The organism is Streptomyces sp. NPDC005963 (assembly GCF_040638655.1).
In the GTDB taxonomy this organism is placed as follows: Bacteria; Actinomycetota; Actinomycetes; order Streptomycetales; family Streptomycetaceae; genus Streptomyces.
Genome location: NZ_JBEXVD010000040.1, coordinates 1 through 20,566, shown reverse-complemented (window position 1 = coordinate 20,566; position 20,566 = coordinate 1). Strand labels below are relative to the sequence as shown.

General features: G+C 68.7%; 17 protein-coding genes. 13 read left to right on the top strand and 4 right to left on the bottom strand.

What is annotated here, in order from left to right; translation table 11 throughout:
- Positions 1–3 precede the first annotated feature (3 nt).
- The 4 genes from eccB (at position 4) to ABZ348_RS32715 (ending at position 3,655) form a co-directional block, all read left to right on the top strand.
- Positions 4–1,539 carry a type VII secretion protein EccB gene (gene eccB / locus ABZ348_RS32730; RefSeq protein ID WP_358939306.1) on the top strand — a complete coding sequence of 512 codons (1,536 nt, stop codon included), beginning with the start codon at positions 4–6 and terminating at the stop codon, positions 1,537–1,539.
- Positions 1,540–1,664: 125 nt separating this feature from the next.
- Positions 1,665–2,837: a type VII secretion-associated serine protease mycosin gene (gene mycP / locus ABZ348_RS32725; protein ID WP_358939350.1), complete on the top strand. Its 1,173-nt coding sequence runs from the start codon at positions 1,665–1,667 to the stop codon at positions 2,835–2,837.
- 144 nt (positions 2,838–2,981) lie between these two features.
- Positions 2,982–3,317, top strand: a complete 336-nt coding sequence (locus ABZ348_RS32720; protein WP_250923204.1) for a WXG100 family type VII secretion target — start codon at positions 2,982–2,984, stop codon at positions 3,315–3,317.
- A gap of 44 nt (positions 3,318–3,361) precedes the next feature.
- A complete protein-coding gene (locus ABZ348_RS32715; RefSeq protein ID WP_358939304.1) occupies positions 3,362–3,655 on the top strand; it encodes a WXG100 family type VII secretion target in 294 nt (97 codons plus the stop codon).
- Positions 3,656–3,733: 78 nt separating this feature from the next.
- Here the strand turns inward: ABZ348_RS32715 and ABZ348_RS32710 are convergent, their stop codons facing one another.
- Entirely contained in the window at positions 3,734–3,979 is a 246-nt protein-coding gene (locus ABZ348_RS32710) for a DUF397 domain-containing protein (RefSeq protein ID WP_358939303.1), read from the bottom strand.
- 100 nt (positions 3,980–4,079) lie between these two features.
- Positions 4,080–8,033, bottom strand: coding sequence for a type VII secretion protein EccCa (eccCa, locus tag ABZ348_RS32705; protein ID WP_358939301.1), 3,954 nt, complete (start codon positions 8,031–8,033; stop codon positions 4,080–4,082).
- A 192-nt stretch (positions 8,034–8,225) separates the two neighbouring features.
- On the opposite strand from eccCa, the gene eccD reads away from it, so the two are divergent.
- The 6 genes from eccD (at position 8,226) to ABZ348_RS32675 (ending at position 15,344) form a co-directional block, all read left to right on the top strand.
- Positions 8,226–9,704: a type VII secretion integral membrane protein EccD gene (gene eccD / locus ABZ348_RS32700; protein WP_358939299.1), complete on the top strand. Its 1,479-nt coding sequence runs from the start codon at positions 8,226–8,228 to the stop codon at positions 9,702–9,704.
- A 202-nt stretch (positions 9,705–9,906) separates the two neighbouring features.
- The gene (gene rpsO / locus ABZ348_RS32695) at positions 9,907–10,197 is read left to right on the top strand and encodes a 30S ribosomal protein S15 (protein ID WP_030351649.1); all 291 of its coding nucleotides are present in this window, start codon (positions 9,907–9,909) and stop codon (positions 10,195–10,197) included.
- Positions 10,198–10,508: 311 nt separating this feature from the next.
- The gene (locus ABZ348_RS32690; protein WP_358939297.1) at positions 10,509–12,734 is read left to right on the top strand and encodes a polyribonucleotide nucleotidyltransferase; all 2,226 of its coding nucleotides are present in this window, start codon (positions 10,509–10,511) and stop codon (positions 12,732–12,734) included.
- Entirely contained in the window at positions 12,731–14,110 is a 1,380-nt protein-coding gene (locus ABZ348_RS32685; protein ID WP_358939295.1) for a pitrilysin family protein, read from the top strand. The genes ABZ348_RS32690 and ABZ348_RS32685 overlap by 4 nt, the downstream gene beginning before the upstream one ends.
- Positions 14,111–14,130: 20 nt before the next feature.
- On the top strand, positions 14,131–14,883 hold the full coding sequence (gene dapB, locus ABZ348_RS32680) for a 4-hydroxy-tetrahydrodipicolinate reductase (protein WP_358939293.1): 753 nt from the start codon (positions 14,131–14,133) through the stop codon (positions 14,881–14,883).
- Between the two features lie 14 nt (positions 14,884–14,897).
- Positions 14,898–15,344 carry a hypothetical protein gene (locus ABZ348_RS32675; RefSeq protein ID WP_358939291.1) on the top strand — a complete coding sequence of 149 codons (447 nt, stop codon included), beginning with the start codon at positions 14,898–14,900 and terminating at the stop codon, positions 15,342–15,344.
- Between the two features lie 99 nt (positions 15,345–15,443).
- Here the strand turns inward: ABZ348_RS32675 and ABZ348_RS32670 are convergent, their stop codons facing one another.
- Together ABZ348_RS32670 and ABZ348_RS32665 are read right to left on the bottom strand one after the other, a co-directional pair.
- Positions 15,444–15,995: a hypothetical protein gene (locus ABZ348_RS32670; protein ID WP_358939289.1), complete on the bottom strand. Its 552-nt coding sequence runs from the start codon at positions 15,993–15,995 to the stop codon at positions 15,444–15,446.
- A gap of 95 nt (positions 15,996–16,090) precedes the next feature.
- Entirely contained in the window at positions 16,091–16,330 is a 240-nt protein-coding gene (locus tag ABZ348_RS32665) for a hypothetical protein (RefSeq protein ID WP_358939287.1), read from the bottom strand.
- A 259-nt stretch (positions 16,331–16,589) separates the two neighbouring features.
- On the opposite strand from ABZ348_RS32665, the gene thyX reads away from it, so the two are divergent.
- The 3 genes from thyX (at position 16,590) to ABZ348_RS32650 (ending at position 20,315) form a co-directional block, all read left to right on the top strand.
- Complete coding sequence (gene thyX / locus ABZ348_RS32660) at positions 16,590–17,330, top strand: FAD-dependent thymidylate synthase (RefSeq protein WP_358939285.1); 741 nt, start codon at positions 16,590–16,592, stop codon at positions 17,328–17,330.
- 267 nt (positions 17,331–17,597) lie between these two features.
- Positions 17,598–18,497 carry a 4-hydroxy-tetrahydrodipicolinate synthase gene (gene dapA, locus ABZ348_RS32655; RefSeq protein ID WP_358939284.1) on the top strand — a complete coding sequence of 300 codons (900 nt, stop codon included), beginning with the start codon at positions 17,598–17,600 and terminating at the stop codon, positions 18,495–18,497.
- Between the two features lie 132 nt (positions 18,498–18,629).
- Entirely contained in the window at positions 18,630–20,315 is a 1,686-nt protein-coding gene (locus ABZ348_RS32650; protein ID WP_358939282.1) for a ribonuclease J, read from the top strand.
- The last annotated feature ends 251 nt before the right edge of the window (positions 20,316–20,566 follow it).

Here is a 20,566-nt window from a genome sequence, read left to right as displayed (position 1 = left end):
CTCATGGCATCACGGCGGGATGAGCTCAACGCATACACCTTTGCGAAGAAACGCACGGTGGCGGCATTCCTCCAGCCTTCTGCCACGGGAACGGAGGAAGGAGCGCCGCGCCCGCTGCGCGCCATCGTCCCCGGGTTGATCATCGGTGCCCTGGTCCTGGCCGGCTTCGGCGCGTTCGGCATGTTCAAGCCGAAGGCCCCCAAGGACTGGGCGGCGCCCGGCACCAAGGTGATCGTGGGCAAGAAGTCCACCACCCGCTACGTGGTCCTGGAGACGGGCAAGGACAAGAACAAGAAGGTCCTCCTCCACCCGGTCCTCAACCTCGCCTCCGCCCGTCTGCTGCTCAACCCACAGCAGTTCAAGGTCATCACGGTCAGCGATGACGTCCTCGACCGGGGCAAACCCCCCCGCGGCCCCATCCTCGGCATCCCGTACGCACCCGACCGGCTGCCCGGCGACAAGGAGGCGGGCCGGGCCAAGCGATGGGCCGCCTGCGAGCAGCCCGGAGCCGGCAAGAGCACCTCCGTGCAGAAGGCCACGTTCGTCTTCGGCAAGCGCGACGAGAAGCTCACCGAGGGTGCCCAGAAGCTCATGGGCGGTCAGGTCCTGTACGTGCAGGGCCAGAAGAAGCAGCGCTACCTCGTCGACCCCTCCGGCACCAAGTACCTGGTGCCCGGCGACGACTCCGACGTCCTGACCCGGGCCCTCGTCAACCGAGAGCAGCCCCAGGCCGTCACGGACGACTGGTTGGCCACCCTCCACGAGGGCAGCCGGGTCGAGTTCCCCGAAGTGCCGGGCGAGGTGGGCGCGGACGCCGATGTCGGCGGCGGGCTGACCGAGGAGCAGGACCGGATCGGCATGGTCCTGCGCGCCCCGACCGGCACCGGCCCGCAGCACTACGTCGTGCTCAGGGGCGAGGTGCGTCCCGTGTCGGACTTCACGGCCTGGCTGCTGATCAACTCCCCCCAGACCGACCGGCTCGACATGGAGGGCGACGCGTCGAAGGTGGACGCCTCGTCGCTCTCCCCCGAGTCCGACGACTTCGGCGGCGAGTTCCGGTGGCCCGCCCTGAAGGCGGAACTGGTCAACACGGTGGGCGGGGAGCGCGACACCATCTGTAGCGTGCTGCGCAAGGTGGACGACAAGGGGCGCACGACCCTGTCCATGTGGGCCGGCTCCCGCTATCCGGCGGAGATCACGGCCGGTGGCACCAGTACCTATGTGACGCCTGGCACCGGCCTCCTCTACACCCAGATCCAGGGCGAACAGACCAAGCCCGACGGCTCGTTGTTCCTGGTGACCGACACCGGGCTGCGGTACGCCGTCCAGGCCAACGGCGACAGCGACAGCGACCGTTCGGAGATCGGTGCCGGCGACCAGCCACAGCAGTCGGACGGTCGCCCCGAGCCGAGCGAGGCGCAGAACCGGCTGGGGTACGGAAAGGTGACGCCCGCGCTGATCCCGATCGTATGGTCGGAGTTCCTGTCCAAGGGCCCGCGACTCGACACCAACAGCGCGCGTCAGCCGCAGGGTTCGTAGGGGGACGGTCGCCAGTGACGTACCGACACTCAGTCCCGGGTCAACATCCGTACCGCAGAACCACCCTGGTCGCCGTCGCGACCACCCTCGCCGGCTGGCTGCTGGTGCCCTCATTCGCGTACGCCGTGGAGGGCCCGCGCACCGCGAGCGGTACGGGACCCGGCCTCGACGGCAGTGGTGAGTGCACCATTCCGATGACGAAGCAGATCCCGGGCACGCCCTGGCCGTTGCAGCGCGTCCTGCTCGACGAGCTGTGGCAGGACACCAAGGGCAAGGGCGTCCGGGTCGCCGTGATCGACACGGGCGTGGACAACAAGAACCCCCAACTGCGCGGCGCCGTCGACGCGTCCGCGGGCAAGGACCTGCTGCCGGCGGACAAGGAGGACCCGGGCGGCAACGCGGGGAAGACCAATGGAACGGTCGACGAGATCGGGCACGGCACCAAGGTCGCCGGCATCATCGCGGCCCGCCCACGGGCGGGCACCGGATTCGTGGGTCTGGCCCCGGAGGCCACGATCATCCCGATCCGCCAGAACGACGAGAACAACAGCGGCAGCGATGTGACGATGGCGAGGGCGATCGACCACGCCATCGCCGAAGAAGCCGACGTCATCAACATCTCCCAGGACACGGCCAAGGCGCTACAGCCGGATTCGGCGTTGGCACTGGCGGTGGGGCGGGCGTTGAAGGAGGAGATCGTCGTCGTCGCATCGGCGGGCAACGACGGCATGGACGGCAAGCTGAAGAAGACCTATCCCGCGGCCTTCCCCGGGGTCCTCGCGGTCGCCTCGTCGGACCGCAACAACGAGCGGGCCGCCTTCTCCCAGGCGGGTGACTTCGTCGGGGTCGCGGCCCCGGGCGTCGACGTGGTCTCCACGGTCCCCGGCAACGGGCAGTGCGTCGACAACGGCACCAGCTTCTCGGCCCCCTATGTGGCCGGCGTCGTCGCCCTGTTGAAGGCCAAGTACCCGAAGTGGAAGCCGCACGAGATCATCGCCCAGATCGAGCAGACCGCCGAGCGCAGCACCAACGGCCGTGACGACTTCGTCGGCTGGGGCGTCGTCGACCCGGTGCGCGCGCTCAGGGGCGACGACGGCCCGATCCAGCAGCCCACGGCCGACTCCGGACCGGCCAAGGCGCCCGCGCCGGAGCCCGCCGCACTGACCCTCGGCGAGACGGCGCAGGAGCGCACAGAGCGGTACGCAACCTATGCGTTGGGAATCGGCGTCGTACTGGTGTCCGTGGTGGCGGGTGCCGCGACCGTCGTCCGCGATACGCGACGCAAGAGGGCGCATTGAGGTAAATGGCCCAGGTTACTTTGCAGTTGGAACACCTGTACCGAGTGGATAGAGTGACGGTAGGACCGGTGGAAACCTGTCCATCACGGGGGCGGCATCCAATTGGCTTCCGTCTACGTCACCGTCGAAGGAAGAAGGGGCACGATGTCGGGCAATAGGGACCTTGATGTCACTAGTGGCGAACTCGTCGGTCTTTCCGGCAAGATCGACAAGTTCCAGCAGGAACTGAACAGCCGGATCACCTCGCTCAACGGCGTTGTGGACCGCATTCAGGCCGGCTGGAAGGGCGCGGCCCAGCAGGAGTACGACCGGGTGCAGGCGGAGCTCAACCGCCGACTGCGCGATGTGCAGCGCGACCTGGACAACCTCCAGCAGCTGGTCAAGATGAGCGCCGACGGCTTCGACGCCCAGGAGACCGAGCGCATCCAGGCGTTCCGCAAGATGGAGCCCGGCCAGGGCAGCGCCATCCTCAACGTCTGATCGACACCGCACCGTTCGCAAACCCTCGCCACTAGGAGCAAACGATGACGACTGCCGTCAATTACGACACGGTGACCACGGCGGCCAGTGATGTGCGCGCCACCTCCTCCTACCTCAACCAGCAGCTCCAGGACCTCCTGGGCCAGGTGAAGCAGGTCGCCGGAAACTGGCAGGGTGAGGCCAAGGAGGCCTACATCACCGTCCAGGGCAACATCGCCACCAACATGGACGGCCTCAACCAGGAGCTGGCCACCATCGCCCGACTGCTGGACCAGGCCGTCGTCGGCTACCAGGACACCGACAAGGGCAACGCAGCCCGGTTCCGCATGATGCAGTGATCCGACCCTGCGCCCATGACGAGGGGGGTTGCCCGGCACCGGCCGGGCAACCCCCCTCGTTCGTTCTGCCCCCGCGATCTAGGTGAGGTCGAACTCCCCGTCACGCGCGCCGAGGACGAAGGCGCGCCACTCGCCCTCCGTGTAGCGCAGCACGGTGTCCGGGTCCAGCGACGAGCGCATCGCGACCGCCCCGCCGGGCAGATGGGCGATCTCCACCCGCTCCTCGTCCTCGCTGGTGCCGGGCGCGCTGAGCCACTCCACACCGGAGATGTCGAGGGCGTACAGCTCTTCCTTCTCGCGTTCCTTGTCGGCTGCGTCAGCCATCGCGCCGTCCTCCCACGGTTCTGTCGAACCAGGTGGCCCTCCCGAGGGCGAGCCACCTGCTGCGCCGCCCCTTCGGACGGCCCTGAACACCCTATGGTCGTCAGCGATCCGGCAGCCAGCCCACCTGGATCAGCGGTGCGCCGCGCTTGCGCGAAACGAACGTGCCGCGCCCCGGCGGCATCGGCCGCGCCCGGACGTTGCCCAGGATGTCGCCCTCACCCGGGTCACCGGAGAGGATGACGCCCTGGGCGCCCAACTCCTTGACCCGCTGCATGAACGACTCGTACATCGCCCGGGAAGCCCCCGCCGAACTGCGGGCCACGATGAAGCGGATGCCGACGTCACGGGCGAACGGCAGATGCTCCACCAGCACCGACAGCGGATTGCCCGAACCGGTGGCCACCAACTCGTAGTCGTCGATGATCACGAACAGTTGGGGGCCCGTCCACCAGCTGCGGTCGCGCAACTGCTGCGGGGTGATGTCCGGCTTGGGCGCCCGCTTGCCCATGACGGTCCCGATGGCGTCCATGTGCATCTCCATGGCCGACGTCATCGGTGCGTACTCCAGCAGGTGCGAGGGAGCCACCGCCTCCAGCATGGTGCGCCGGTAGTCGCCCACCACGATCCGCGCCTGCTCGGGGGTGTATCGCTCGGTGATCTGCTTGGCGATGAGCCGCAGCAGCGCGGTCTTGCCGGACTCGCTCTCGCCGAAGACCAGGAAGAAGGGATCGGTCTCGAAGTCGACGAACACCGGTTCGAGGCTGGTCTCGTCGATGCCGATGGCGATGCCGTGCTGCGGCTGCTCGAAGCCCTTCGGCAACTGCTCCGCCGGCAGCCGGCGCGGCAGCAGCCGGATGACGGGAGCTGGTGGCCCGTTCCACTGGCTCTTGGACGCCTGCACCAGAGCCGCGCACCCCTCCGCCAGATCGTGTGCCGAACTGATCGAGTCGATCCTCGGCAGGGCGGTCATGAAGTGCAGCTTCTCCGGCACCTGACCGCGACCGGGCACCCCGGTCGGCACATTGGCCGCGACCTTCCGGTCGAACTCGGAGTCCATGACGTCACCGAGCCGCAACTCCAGTCGACCGAGCATCTGGTCCTTGAGCGCAGCCCGCACCTCCATGTACCGCGCGGCGGTGATCACCACATGGATGCCGTAGCCGAGGCCGCGCGCGGTGAGATCGGCGACGAGCGGCTCCAGCATCTCGTAGTCGTTCTTGAAGCCGCCCCAGCCGTCGATGACCAGGAAGACATCGCCCCACGCCTCACCGGGGAGTTCGCCCGCTGCCCGCCGACGGCGGTAGGTGGCGATGGAGTCGATGCCGTTGGACCGGAAGAACTCCTCGCGCCGGTTGAGCACCCCGAGGACCTCGGCGACCGCCCGGCGCACCCGCTCCGGGTCCAACCGGGACGCCACACCACCGACGTGCGGCAGGTCCGCCAGGGAGGAGAGCCCGCCGCCGCCGAAGTCCAGACAGTAGAACTGGACCTCGTGCGGCGTGTGGGTGAGCGCGAAGGACGAGATCAGCGTCCGCATCAGCGTCGACTTGCCGGACTGCGGACCGCCGACGACCATCATGTGGCCCGCGGCGCCGGAGAAGTCCCGGTAGAGGACCTCGCGCCGCTGCTCGAACGGCTTGTCGATCAGCCCCAGGGGGACCGTGAGCCCACCGGGACGGGTGTACTCGGTCGCGGTCAGCCCCCGGTCGCCCGTTGGCGCGAGGCCGGGCAACAACTGGTCCAGGGTCGGCGCCTGGTCGAGCGGCGGCAGCCACACCTGGTGCGCGGGCACGCCCTGCCCCTCCAGCCGGCGCACGATCACATCGAGCACCGTGTCCGCGAGTGCCTCGTCCTCGTGGGTGCGGGCCGACGAACTGGCGATCGGCGTGGGCGCCGCGTACACCACCGGCACCGGGGCCGCCGTGAAGACGGCGGGTCGCCGCTCGATGGGCAACTGCCCGGCCGACAGGTCCGGGCCACCCGTGCGGTAGGTCCCCGAGACGTACGCCGCCTTGAACCGCGTCATCTCCTCCGTACCGAACTTCAGATAGCCCGAACCCGGCACCGACGGCAGGTGATAGGCGTCCGGCACCCCGATCGCTGCCCTCGACTCGGCCGCCGAGAACGTCCGCAGACCGATCCGGTACGAGAGGTACGTGTCGAGGCCCCGCAGCTTGCCCTCCTCCAGCCGCTGGGACGCCAGCAGCAGATGCACACCCAGCGAACGCCCGATCCGGCCGATCTGGATGAACATGTCGATGAAGTCGGGCTTGGCGGTGAGCAGTTCGGAGAACTCGTCGAGCACCAGCACCAGGGAGGCCAGCGGCTCCAGCGGAGCGCCCGCCGCACGCGCCTTCTCGTAGTCGTGGATGTTCGCGTAGTTGCCCGACTTGTGCAGCAACTCCTGCCGCCGCTGCAACTCGCCGCGGATCGCGTCACCCATCCGGTCGACGAGCGTCAGATCGTCCGACAGGTTGGTGATCACGGCCGCCACGTGCGGCATCTGTGACATCCCGGCGAACGTCGCACCACCCTTGAAGTCGGCGAGCACGAAGTTCAGCGTCTCCGACGAATGGGTGACCGCGAGACCGAGCACCAGGGTCCGCAGCAACTCCGACTTCCCGGAGCCGGTGGCGCCGACGCACAGCCCGTGCGGGCCCATGCCCTCCTGCGCGGCCTCCTTGAGGTCCAGCATCACCGGCTGGCCGTCCTCACCGACACCGATCGGCACCCGCAGCCGCTCGGCCATCGACCGGGGCCGCCAGGTCCTGGCGACGTCGACACCGGCCGCGTCCCCCAGGTTCAGCAGGTCCGTGAAGTCCAGATTCGCCAACAGCGGCTCGTCGTCGTCACCCCCACCCGTGCGCAGCGGCGCCAGTTGACGCGCCAGCGCCTCCGCGGCCGGCAGCGAGATCCCGTCCGGGACCCCCTCGTACGCCACCCGGTGCCCCGACGCCAGCCGCAGCTTCCCCGGGCGCACCACGATCGACAGCCCGCCGCGCGGCTCGTCGAGATCACCGGAGACCACCTCGACGATGGTCACGCCCTGCAACCCCTCGGCCGCCGCGAACAGCGAGTCGGGCGGCACCATCCCCCCGTCGAGGACGAGGACGACGTGCGGCTGGTCCAACACCGGCTGGTTGTCCCGGCTGAACCGCGGCCGGCCCTCCAACCTGCCGTGCAACAACTGCTCCAACTCGGCGAGGTCGTCCCCGAACAGGCGCTTGGTGCCGGCCCCGTCGATCTGACCGGGCACCTGCGTGTGCGGCAGCCACTTCGTCCAGTCCCACCGTTCCACGGCCCCGGGCGCCACGACCACCGCGACCATCAGGTCATCGGGGGAGTGCAGGGTCACCAACTGGGTCACCAGGGCACGTGCGGCGGACTGTGCCGACTGCGGCTCCCCGGAGACCGTCAAGTGGTAGAAGGCGCGCAGGGAGATGGCCATCGGCAGGCCGTCCAACGAACCGTGCACCGCGAGGAACTGCTGCATCGCCCCCGCCGCCAGCGGCTCCAACTCGTCCACCGGCGCGGTGTCCGGAGCGATCAGCGGCGTCGCCAACTGCTGCGCACCGAGCCCGACCCGGATCTGACCGAAGTCATGGTCGCCCACGCGGCGTTCCCACACCCGCGAGCCCTCGGCCACCAGCGACCACAACTGCTCCGGATCGGGGTTCAGATACAGCTGGGCATCCCGCTGACCGCGCGCCGTCTTGCGGATCGTGCGACGCGTCTGGGCGAGGTATTTGAGATAGTCCCGCCGGACATCAGCCATTTGCCCCTGCGTACCCCGACGGAACCGCACCACCTGGGCGATCACCATCGCCAGCGTGGACACCAGCATCAGCACACCCATGATGCGCATGAACGGAGGAGCCTGCGGCGAGAAGAAGAAGACCACCGAAGAACCCATGCCGAGCACCGGCAGGATCTGCATCAACATGCCCTCCTGCTGCCCCCGCGGAAGCTCCGGAGGCGGCTCAAGGGCCAGGGCATCAGTGGGCACTTCAGGCGGCAGGGACCTCGGCGGGCGTTTCACGACGATCTGGCTCACCGGAGCATCAATCCCTCGATACAGACGAAAAGCATGTGCAGTTGGATGCTGGTGGGCAGCTTTCGTACCGACGCCCCCGTGAGCGGCGGGCCCCCTCCGCGCGACGGCGATCCTACTTGCAGACCAGCCCAAGATGTCCCGGTAGGGTGGCGCGCGCAGCGTGCGCAACCGCGAATCAGGGGGACCAGACAAGTGAGTACGACCGCAGCGACCGGCTTCTGCCGCGTCACCGTCGTCGCTCCGGACAGCCGGATCGATGTCGCCCTTCCCGAGGACATCGCCGTCGCCGACGTCTACCCGGAGATCCTGCGGCTCACCGGCCAGACCCAGACCCCCGGCACGCCCACCGGCTACCACCTGGTGCGCCGTGACGGCACCGTCCTCGACGGCGCGCGCACGCTCGCGGCCCAACAGATCCTCGACGGCGAGGTCCTCAGCCTCCGCCCGTTCGCGGAATCCCTGCCCCCGGCCGTCTATGACGATGTGTCGGACGCCGTCGCGTCCGCCGTCCGCCGCGACCGCCATCTGTGGAGCGACGAACTCCTGCGTGCAGCCGGCCAGGTGGGCGGCGTACTGCTGCTGGTGCTGATGGGCTTCGTGCTCTGGTTCGCCGACCCCGTCCGCCACGACATGCACAGCCTGCCCGGCATCATCGCCGGCGCCGCTGGACTCCTCCTCACCGCCTTCGCCGGGGTGCGCGCCCGCGTCTACGCCGACCGCGCCACCGCCGTCGCCCTCGGACTCGGCGCACTGCCCCTGCTCCTGATCGCGGGCTCCGGCATCATCGCGCCCGACGGCGGCGACGGCCCCGGCCGGCTCCAGTTCCTCCTCGGGTGCGTCACCGTCCTCGTCGCCTCGGTCGCCCTCGTTGCCCTCACCCCCAGCGGTGACGCACCCTTCGTCGCCGCCACCTTCCTCAGCGCCACCGGCACCCTCGCCACCTTCATCGGCATCCTCACCGAGGCCACCGCCACCGAGACCGCGGCCGTCACCGTGCCGGTCGCCATAGGGCTCGTCGCCTTCCTGCCCGGGCTCTCCGCCCGCTTCGCCCGGCTCCCCATCGGCTACGCATCCCCCCGCAGCGCCGCCGAGGACGACTTCAACGCCGACCCGGCCGACCCCCACGCCCTGCCCGAGCCCGAGCCCGTCGACGGCGAGCGCATCGCCCTCCAGGCCCGCCGCGGCCACGAAATGCTCCTGGGCCTCGTCGGCGGATGTGCGGCGGTCGTCGTCGGCTCCGCCGCGGTCCTCGGCTTCTCCAGCAGCTTCTGGGGACAGCTCCTCGCCCTCGCCGCCGGCCTCGCCATGCTGCTGCGGGCCCGCCTCTTCCGCTACACCTCGCAGGTCGCCTGCGCCCTCGTCGCCGGAATCGCCGCGATCGCGCTCCTGGTCCTCGGCCTCTCCCTCAACCCGCCCGTCGACCTCGTCAAGGATCTGGTGATGTACGGGGACCGCGGTGGCCTCGACGTCCGCACCGTCTGGCTCACCGCAGCCGTCGCCGCGGGCGCCGCACTGATCACCGCCATCGGCCTCGTCATCCCCAAGAAGGGCCTGTCACCCTTCTGGGGCCGACTCCTCGACCTCACCGAGGGCCTCGTCCTGCTCTCCCTCGTCCCCCTCTGCCTCGCCGTCCTCGACGTCTACTCCGCCGCACGCTCCCTGACCAGCTGACCTCGCCGCCGACCGCACCCGGGACGCCCGTCCGGGCCGCTGGCGCACGACTGGTACTGTGGGTGACGGCCGTTTGTGTACGCGCCCCCGGTTCTTCTGGGAGCTGCGCCCATCGCGCCTTCGCCTCCGAGTCACGGAAGCTCCCCTGAGTACAAGACCAGGGGCACTCGTGGGCGCATAGAACACCACGAAGGAGTACCGAGTGTCTCTCGACGCCGCTACGAAGAAGCAGATCATGACCGAGTTCGGCACCAAGGAGGGCGACACCGGCTCCCCCGAGGTCCAGGTCGCCATGCTCTCGCGCCGCATCTCGGACCTGACCGAGCACCTCAAGACCCACAAGCACGACCACCACTCCCGCCGCGGTCTGCTCATCCTGGTCGGCCAGCGCCGCCGTCTGCTGCAGTACCTGGCCAAGAAGGACATCCAGCGCTTCCGTACGCTGGTCGACCGCCTCGGCATCCGCCGTGGTGCGGCCGGCGGCGCCAAGTAAGACGCCGTGGAGGGAGCGGTTCCCCCGTGACGAGGGAACCGCTCCCTTTTGCTGTACGTGCGTGACCTGCCACCCGGCACTTATTCTGGTGTGGTTACACAAAGCAATAAAGACGCATCACCCGCACCACCCCTGTGGGAGAAGCTGGCTCGCTGCCGCCGGTCCTCGGTAGTGGCTCCCGGAAACCGGTCCGCCGGTGCCCCCGGGTGCTTCGATCGAAGACCGGCCCCAGGAACGAGAGCTTCTCCGCCCAGTCCCCCCGCCACACGGGCGGAAGGGACACAAGACGCAACGTAACGGAGAAATCACTAGTGGAGAACGAGACCCACTACGCCGAGGCCGTCATCGACAACGGCACCTTCGGCACCCGCACCATCCGCTTCGAGACGGGCCGCCTCGCCCGGCAGGCCGCAGGCTCCGCCGTGGCGTACCTGGACGACGACACCATGGTGCTGTCGGCCACCACCGCCTCCAAGAAGCCCAAGGACCAGCTCGACTTCTTCCCCCTGACGGTCGACGTCGAGGAGCGGATGTACGCGGCCGGAAAGATCCCCGGCTCCTTCTTCCGCCGGGAGGGCCGCCCCTCCGAGGACGCGATCCTCACCTGCCGCCTGATCGACCGCCCGCTGCGCCCTTCCTTCAAGAAGGGCCTGCGCAACGAGATCCAGGTCGTCGCGACGATCATGGCGCTCAACCCCGACCACCTGTACGACGTCGTGGCCATCAACGCCGCGTCGGCCTCCACCCAGCTGGCCGGACTGCCCTTCTCCGGCCCGATCGGCGGCGTCCGCGTGGCCCTGATCAAGGGCCAGTGGGTCGCCTTCCCGACGCACACCGAGCTGGAGGACGCCGTCTTCGACATGGTCGTCGCCGGCCGTGCGCTCGAAGACGGTGACGTCGCGATCATGATGGTCGAGGCCGAGGCCACCGAGAAGACCATCCAACTGGTCAAGGGCGGCGCCGAGGCGCCCACCGAGGAGATCGTGGCCGCCGGCCTCGACGCCGCGAAGCCCTTCATCAAGGTCCTCTGCAAGGCCCAGGCCGACCTGGCCGCCAAGGCCGCGAAGCCCGTCGGCGAGTTCCCCGTCTTCCTGGACTACCAGGACGACGTGTACGAGGCCCTGTCCTCCGCCGTCAAGGACGAGCTGTCCCAGGCGCTCACCATCGCGGGCAAGCAGGACCGCGAGACCGAGCTGGACCGCGTCAAGGAGCTGGCAGCCGAGAAGCTCCTCCCGGCCTTCGAAGGCCGCGAGAAGGAGATCTCCGCCGCCTACCGCAGCCTGACCAAGGCCCTGGTGCGCGAGCGCGTCATCAAGGACAAGGTCCGCATCGACGGCCGCGGCATCACGGACATCCGCACGCTGGCCGCCGAGGTCGAGGCCATCCCGCGCGTCCACGGCTCCGCCCTGTTCGAGCGTGGCGAGACCCAGATCCTGGGCGTCACCACCCTCAACATGCTCCGCATGGAGCAGCAGCTGGACACCCTCTCCCCGGTGACCCGCAAGCGCTACATGCACAACTACAACTTCCCGCCGTACTCCGTCGGCGAGACCGGCCGCGTGGGCTCGCCCAAGCGCCGCGAGATCGGCCACGGCGCGCTCGCCGAGCGCGCGATCGTGCCGGTCCTGCCGACGCGCGAGGAGTTCCCCTACGCGATCCGCCAGGTCTCCGAGGCGCTGGGCTCCAACGGCTCCACCTCCATGGGCTCGGTCTGCGCCTCCACCATGTCCCTGCTGAACGCCGGTGTGCCGCTGAAGGCCCCCGTCGCTGGCATCGCCATGGGCCTGATCTCCCAGGAGATCGACGGTCAGACGCACTACGTCGCCCTCACCGACATCCTCGGTGCGGAGGACGCCTTCGGCGACATGGACTTCAAGGTCGCCGGTACGAAGGAGTTCGTCACCGCCCTCCAGCTCGACACCAAGCTGGACGGCATCCCCGCCTCCGTCCTGGCCGCGGCCCTCAAGCAGGCCCGCGACGCCCGCCTCCACATCCTCGACGTGATGATGGAAGCGATCGACACGCCGGACGAGATGTCCCCCAACGCCCCGCGGATCATCACCGTCAAGATCCCCGTGGACAAGATCGGCGAGGTCATCGGCCCCAAGGGCAAGATGATCAACCAGATCCAGGAGGACACCGGCGCCGAGATCACGATCGAGGACGACGGCACCATCTACATCGGTGCCGCCGACGGACCGGCCGCCGAGGCCGCCCGCGCCACGATCAACGGCATCGCCAACCCGACCATGCCGGAGGTCGGCGAGCGCTACCTGGGCACGGTCGTCAAGACGACCACCTTCGGCGCGTTCGTGTCGCTGCTGCCCGGCAAGGACGGACTGCTGCACATCTCGCAGATCCGCAAGCTCGCCGGTGGCAAGCGCGTGGAGAACGTCGAAGACGTGCTTGCGGTCGGCTCCAAGGTCCAGGTCGAGATCGCCGAGATCGACTCCCGCGGCAAGCTCTCCCTCATCCCCGTGATCGAGGGCGAGTCCGACAACGCCGGCGCCGAGGACAAGGACGACGCTGCCAAGTGACGTCGCGCAGCTCACGAGCGACGGCCCGCCCCTCTTCGAAGGAGCGGGCCGTCGCCCGTACCCAAACGCTTCTCCAGGGTGAGAACGGCATCGGCACCGTCCGCCGCACCACCCTCCCCGGTGGTCTGCGGATCGTCACCGAGACCCTGCCCTCCGTGCGCTCCGCCACCTTCGGCATCTGGGCGCACGTCGGCTCCCGTGATGAGACGCCGTCCCTGAACGGCGCCACGCACTATCTGGAGCACCTCCTCTTCAAGGGCACCGAGCGTCGCTCCGCCCTCGACATCTCCTCGGCGATCGACGCGGTCGGCGGAGAGATGAACGCCTTCACGGCGAAGGAGTACACCTGCTACTACGCGCGGGTCCTCGACACCGACCTCCCGCTCGCCATCGACGTGGTCTGCGACATGCTCACCGGGTCGCTGATCCTCCAGGAGGACGTCGACGCCGAGCGCGGGGTCATCCTCGAAGAGATCGCCATGACCGAGGACGACCCGGGCGACTGCGTCCACGACCTCTTCGCGCACACCATGCTCGGTGACACCCCGCTGGGCCGCCCGGTCCTCGGCACCGTCGACACCGTGAACGCCCTCACCGCCGAGCGGGTCCGACGCTTCTACCGCAAGCACTACGACCCGACCCACCTGGTCGTGGCCGCGGCGGGCAACGTCGACCACGCCACCGTCGTGCGCCAGGTCCGCCGCGCCTTCGAGAAGGCCGGAGCCCTCACCCGTACCGACGCCGTGCCGCTCGCACCCCGCGACGGACACCGCTCGCTGCGCACCGCGGGCAAGGTCGAACTGCTGGGCCGCAAGACCGAGCAGGCGCACGTCGTCCTCGGCATGCCGGGCCTCGCCCGCACCGACGAGCGCCGCTGGGCCCTCGGCGTGCTCAACACCGCACTCGGCGGCGGGATGTCCTCCCGCCTCTTCCAGGAAGTACGGGAGAAGCGCGGCCTCGCCTACAGCGTCTACTCGTACACCTCGGGCTTCGCCGACTGCGGACTCTTCGGCGTCTACGCGGGCTGCCGACCCAACCAGGTCCACGACGTCCTCAAGATCTGCCGGGACGAACTGGACCGGGTCGCGTCCGACGGCCTCACGGACGACGAGATCGGCCGGGCGATCGGCCAGCTCTCCGGCTCCACCGTGCTCGGTCTCGAAGACACCGGCGCGCTGATGAACCGTATCGGCAAGAGCGAACTGTGCTGGGGAACGCAGATGTCCGTCGACGAGATGCTCGCACGGATAGCGGCAGTCACCCCGGACGAGGTACGCACGGTCGCATCGGAGGTCCTGGGCCACCGTCCCTCACTCGCGGTGATCGGCCCGCTGAAGGACCGCCAGGCGGACCGGCTCCACGAAGCGGTCTCCTAACCACACGAGGAAAGAATCCAATGAGCAAGCTGCGCGTGGCAGTCCTCGGCGCCCGAGGACGCATCGGGTCCGAAGCGGTACGGGCCGTCGAGGCCGCTGACGACCTCGAACTCGTCGCCGCCCTCGGGCGGGACGGCCGGCTGGAGACCCTGACCGAGGTCGGGGCCGAGGCCGTGGTCGAGCTGACCACTCCGGACTCGGTGATGGCCAACCTCGACTACTGCGTGCAGCGCGGGATGCACGCCGTCGTCGGCACCACCGGGTGGACCGACGACCGGCTCGCGCAGCTGGGCGGCTGGCTCGACGCCTCGCCGAAGACCGGAGTGCTGATCGCGCCGAACTTCTCCATCGGCGCGGTCCTCACCATGAAGTTCGCCCAGCAGGCGGCCCGCTACTTCGACTCGGCCGAGGTCGTCGAACTGCACCACCCCAACAAGGCGGACGCACCCAGCGGCACCGCCACCCGCACCGCCCAGTTGATCGCGGCGGCCCGTGCCGAAGCCGGCTGCCCCCCGCAGCCGGACGCCACGGTCACCGCACTGGACGGTGCCCGCGGCGCCGACGTCGACGGCATCCCCGTCCACGCCATCCGGCTCCGCGGTCTCCTCGCCCACCAGGAGGTCCTGCTGGGCGGCGAGGGGGAGACCCTCACCATCCGGCACGACTCCCTGCACCACAGCAGTTTCATGCCGGGCATCCTGCTCGGCGTGCGACGCGTGGTGACCACCCCCGGCCTGACCTTCGGCCTGGAACACTTCCTCGATCTGGCCTGAGAGCTCGAACCACCATGCGCGCGAAGATCACCTATTTCGTCCTGGCGACCGCTCTCGTCGTCTACTTCGTCCTGGTCGGCAGCCGGGGCGTGCTGCTCATCCAGCAGGGCACCCTGATCACCGTCACCTTCGGTGCGGCGGTGCTGATCCTGCCGGTCATCGGCATCTGGTTCCTCTGGAAGAACACCCAGTTCGTGACCAGGGCCAACCGCCTGGCCGCCCAACTGGAAGCCGAAGGCGGCCTCCCCGTCGACGATCTCGTACGACTGCCCAGCGGCAGGATCGACCGCGACTCCGCCGACCGGGTCTTCACCCAGCGCCAGGCCGAGACGGAGGCGGCTCCGAACGACTGGCGCACCTGGTTCCGGCTGGCCATCGCCTACCACGACGCCCGTGACACCCCCCGGGCGCGCAAGGCCATGCAACGTGCCATCGCCCTCCACGCGGCCCCTCCGCAGTAGGCGCCGACACGGTGGGCATGCACCCCACGGACGAACACAAAGAGGCTGGTCACCCTGGGTGACCAGCCTCTTCATCGTGCGTGTGCGGCGTTGTGGGCCTCACTCCGTGCGGTACTCCGAACCCCACGCCTCGACGGTGTCCGCCGCCCGGTCGAAAGCCTCGACACGGGACAGGAAGTCCGCGTTGTGATCGGTCAGCAGGGGGAGCGGCTCGCTCGATCCCTTCCGTACGAGAAGGAGCGCCTGCCCCTGGACCGTACGGGGCAGCCCCAGCCACCGCACGGGCTGCTGGGCCGTCCGAACCTCTGCGATCCGAGCCCATTCCACCGTGTTCGTCAGGAGGAAGCCCACGCGCCGCAGGCCGTGCCGGCTCACCCACACGCCCATGCGCAGCAGTCGCAGGGCCGCCGCGATGACGGCTCCTCCCAGCGCCATGCAGACGGCCGCTCCGCCGAGCGCACCGGCCGCAGCGGTGATCACCCCGGCGATCAGAACGAAGGAGGCGAGGAGGAGCAGCACAGCCGCAGCCCCCACCCGCCAGGGCCCGGGACGGTAGGGCCGTCGCCACAGGTCATGATCGTCGAAGGGCAGCGCGACATCGTCCGCGTTCGCGTCGAATGTGCGGTCCGCCGTCAGGAAGGGCAGGGGCACGACTGATCCTCACTCACCAGCACACGGGATGGGGCTGTGACGGGTGAGGCTACCGAGGTGCTCTTCGACCGACCACCCCAGGGGGGCCGTACGGGTCAGCGGCGCTCTGTCGCCTCGGACTGCTGACTGTGGGCCGGTGTGGCGCTGGACTCCAGCGAAGGCATCCCCAGGAGCAGCGAACCGACGAGACCGGCGACGATGGTCAACCCGGTCAGCGTGCGGCCGGTGAGTTGGGAGACGCTCGGGCGCTGTCTCGGCGGGGGAGTGACGTTACTGCGGAACTGATTGCGCTCGGCCACGAACGAAAACGGGACGGCCTCGCGCCGGCGGAACATCAGGCACTCTCCTTGGTGTGATGATCGAGCTGTCACCCCTATAGACGTATGGAACGCCGAATCGGTGCCCGATTTCCGCCGCCGATCGCAGCCGGGGAGCCGCTGACGGTCGGCTGGCGGGGCGGCTGGCGGTGATAGCACCGGTTCCCGGCGACCTGCGCAAAGGGGCCGCGGTCGCGCATGTCGGTGGAAGAAGGAGCGGGAGGGACGTGGACTAGAGTGGTCGCCGCCCACGCAGCCCCTGGAAGGACCCCTCCCGGTGACCGATACGCCCGCCGAGTCCGCGACCCCCAGCTTCCGCACCGACGTCAGCGTCGAGCTGGTGAAGCACGCCGCCGCGGACTCCGACGTACTCTGGGCCGCCCGTGTCTCGACCGCCGGAGAGCAGTCCCTCGCGGAGTTGCAGAAGGACCCGGAGCGTTCCAAGGGCCTCATCAACTTCCTGATGCGCGACCGTCACGGCAGCCCCTTCGAGCACAACTCGATGACCTTCTTCATCAGCGCCCCGATCTTCGTCTTCCGCGAGTTCATGCGGCACCGCGTGGGCTGGTCGTACAACGAGGAGTCGGGTCGCTACCGGGAGCTCCAGCCGGTCTTCTACGTCCCCGGCCAGGACCGCAAGCTGGTCCAGGAGGGCCGCCCGGGCAAGTACGTCTTCATTGACGGCAGCCCTGAGCAGCACAAGATCGTGAGCGAGGCGATGGAGGACTCCTACCGTCGGTCGTACGAGACGTACCAGGAGATGCTGGCCGCCGGCATCGCCCGTGAGGTCGCCCGTGCGGTCCTGCCGGTGGGCCTCTTCTCCTCGATGTACGCCACCTGCAATGCCCGCTCGCTGATGCACTTCCTCGGTCTGCGCACCCAGCACGAGCTCGCGGCGGTCCCGTCCTTCCCGCAGCGCGAGATCGAGATGGTCGGAGAGCAGATGGAGGAGCACTGGGCCCGGCTGATGCCGTTGACCCACGCCGCCTTCAACGCGAATGGCCGCATCGCCCCCTGATCCTCCGGGCCGGTCGTTGCCCCGTGCTCCTCCGCCGGATTCCAGCAGGGGAAACCTTCGGGGACGGCCGCCGGCCGTTGGGGACAGATGTGCGGACTCGTCCGGCGAAGTGTCCACATTGCGGTGTTTCGTGAAGTTCATCTAGGCTGATCAAACGGACCCGGCACTGCCTGAACCCCCGAGCAGGCAGTGCCGGGCTCCTTGGTCAGACGTACGTCACGCCCCTCAAGGGACACAGTGTGCCGAGCAACGAGTAGCGTGTTACCCATGGCTCCGATCTCCACTCCGCAGACCCCCTTCGGGCGGGTCCTCACCGCCATGGTCACGCCATTCACGGCGGACGGCGCACTCGACCTCGACGGCGCACAGCGTCTGGCGGCCCATCTGGTGGACGCAGGCAACGACGGCCTCATCATCAACGGCACCACCGGAGAGTCGCCCACGACCAGTGACGCGGAGAAAGACCAGCTCGTACGGGCGGTAGGGGAAGCGGTCGGAGATCGCGCCCACATCGTGGCCGGCATCGGCACCAACGACACCCGCCACAGCATCGAACTCGCGCGCGCGGCCGAGCGCGCCGGCGCCCACGGCCTCCTCGCGGTGACCCCCTACTACAACAAGCCGCCCCAGCAGGGACTGCTCCGTCACTTCTCGGCCATCGCCGACGCCACCGAGCTGCCGGTCATGCTCTATGACATCCCCGGTCGCAGCGGGGTGCCGATCGACACCGAGACGATCGTGCGCCTTGCCGAGCACCCGCGGATCATCGCCAACAAGGACGCCAAGGGAGACCTGGGCCGGGCCAGCTGGGCCATCGCCAGGAGCGGTCTCGCCTGGTACTCGGGCGACGACATGCTCAACCTTCCGCTGCTGTCCGTCGGCGCCGTCGGTTTCGTCTCCGTCGTGGGACACGTCGTCACCCCGGAACTGCGCGCCCTCGTCGACGCCCACATCAACGGCGACGTGCAGAAGGCCACCGAGATCCACCAGCGGCTCCTGCCCGTCTTCACCGGAATGTTCCGGACGCAGGGCGTCATCACCACCAAGGCGGCCCTCGCACTGCTGGGCCTGCCCGCAGGCCCCCTGCGGCTCCCCCTCGTCGAGCTGTCACCCGAGGAGACCGCCCAGCTGAAGATCGACCTCACCGCCGGTGGGGTACAGCTGTGATCACAGACTTCACAACTAAATAAGAGAAACGACCCGATCGATCACGATCGGGCACAGAACCAGCAAGTGCACGAATGTCACGTACGCCACGTGTCCTCAGCGGCACGTGGCGTACGTGGTGAGGAGAGTCTTTTGAGCCATCCGCATCCCGAACTCGGCCTCCCGCCGAAGCTCACCAAGGGTGGACTGCGTGTCACACCCCTCGGCGGGCTCGGTGAGATCGGTCGAAACATGACAGTCTTCGAAATCGACGGCCGGCTGCTCATCGTCGACTGCGGTGTCCTCTTCCCCGAAGAGGAGCAGCCCGGCATCGACCTGATCCTGCCCGACTTCACCACCATCAGGGACCGCCTCGACGACATCGAGGGCATCGTCCTGACCCACGGCCACGAGGACCACATCGGCGGTGTCCCCTATCTGCTGCGACTGAAGCAGGACATCCCGCTCATCGGGTCCAAGCTGACGCTGGCCCTCATCGAGGCGAAGCTCCAGGAGCACCGCATCCGCCCGTACACCCTTGAGGTGTCCGAGGGGAACCGCGAGCGCATCGGTCCCTTCGACTGCGAGTTCATCGCGGTCAACCACTCCATCCCCGATGCGCTTGCGGTGGCCATCCGCACGTCGGCGGGCATGGTGGTGCACACCGGCGACTTCAAGATGGACCAGCTGCCGCTGGACCGCAGGCTCACCGACCTCCACGCCTTCGCCCGGCTCAGCGAGGAGGGCATCGACCTCCTCCTGTCCGACTCGACGAACGCCGAGGTCCCGGGGTTCGTCCCGCCCGAGCGGGACATCTCCAACGTCCTGCGGCAGGTCTTCGCCAACGCGCAGAAGCGCATCATCGTCGCGAGCTTCGCCAGCCATGTGCACCGCATCCAGCAGATCCTCGATGCGGCGCACGAGTACGGCCGTCGGGTCGCCTTCGTCGGACGCTCGATGGTCCGCAACATGGGCATCGCACGTGACCTGGGCTATCTGCGGGTACCCGCGGGCCTCGTCGTGGATGTGAAGACCCTCGACGACCTGCCGGACCACGAGATCGTGCTGGTCTGTACGGGCTCTCAGGGCGAGCCGATGGCGGCCCTGTCCCGGATGGCCAACCGTGACCACCAGATCCGCATCGTCCAGGGCGACACGGTGATCCTGGCGTCGTCGCTGATCCCGGGCAACGAGAACGCCGTCTACCGCGTCATCAACGGCCTCAGCCGCTGGGGCGCGAACGTCGTGCACAAGGGCAACGCCAAGGTGCACGTCTCCGGCCATGCGTCCGCGGGCGAGCTGCTGTACTTCTACAACATCTGCAAGCCGAAGAACCTGATGCCGGTCCACGGCGAATGGCGCCATCTACGGGCCAATGCGGAACTCGGCGCGCTGACCGGCGTCCCCAAGGACCGCATCGTCATCGCCGAGGACGGCGTCGTCGTCGACCTGATCGACGGCAAGGCCAAGATCGTCGGCAAGGTTCAGGCCGGGTACGTGTACGTGGACGGTCTTTCGGTCGGCGACGTCACCGAGTCGTCGCTGAAGGATCGCCGGATCCTCGGAGACGAGGGCTTCATCTCGGTGTTCGTGGTGGTCGACTCCACCACCGGCAAGGTCGTCGGCGGTCCGCACCTGCAAGCGCGCGGCTCAGGCATCGAGGATTCGGCCTTCGGCGATGTCATGCCGAAGATCGAGGAAGCGATCGCCAGGTCCGCATCCGACGGAGTGGTGGAGCCGCACCAACTCCAGCAGCTGGTGCGCCGAACCGTGGGCAAGTGGGTGTCCGACACCTACCGCCGCCGCCCGATGATCCTCCCCGTGGTGGTCGAGGTCTGACGGTCTGACGTCGCGTTCGCTGGAGCGGAGCGCCTCGATTTGCATCGAGGCGCTCCGCTCCAGTACGTTTACGACCCCGCCCGACCGGGAACCCGGAGTCTTCAGACACTTGGTCACCCGATCTCATCGGAACGGGAATTCCGACTCAGAATCTTCTGATAAAGTCGGCTCAGCCGAAAGGCGAAAAGCCCTTCCAATCGGGTGCTGGATCGAATTCGAAGTCCGGAAACGGAGTGAGAAAAAGGTCTGGT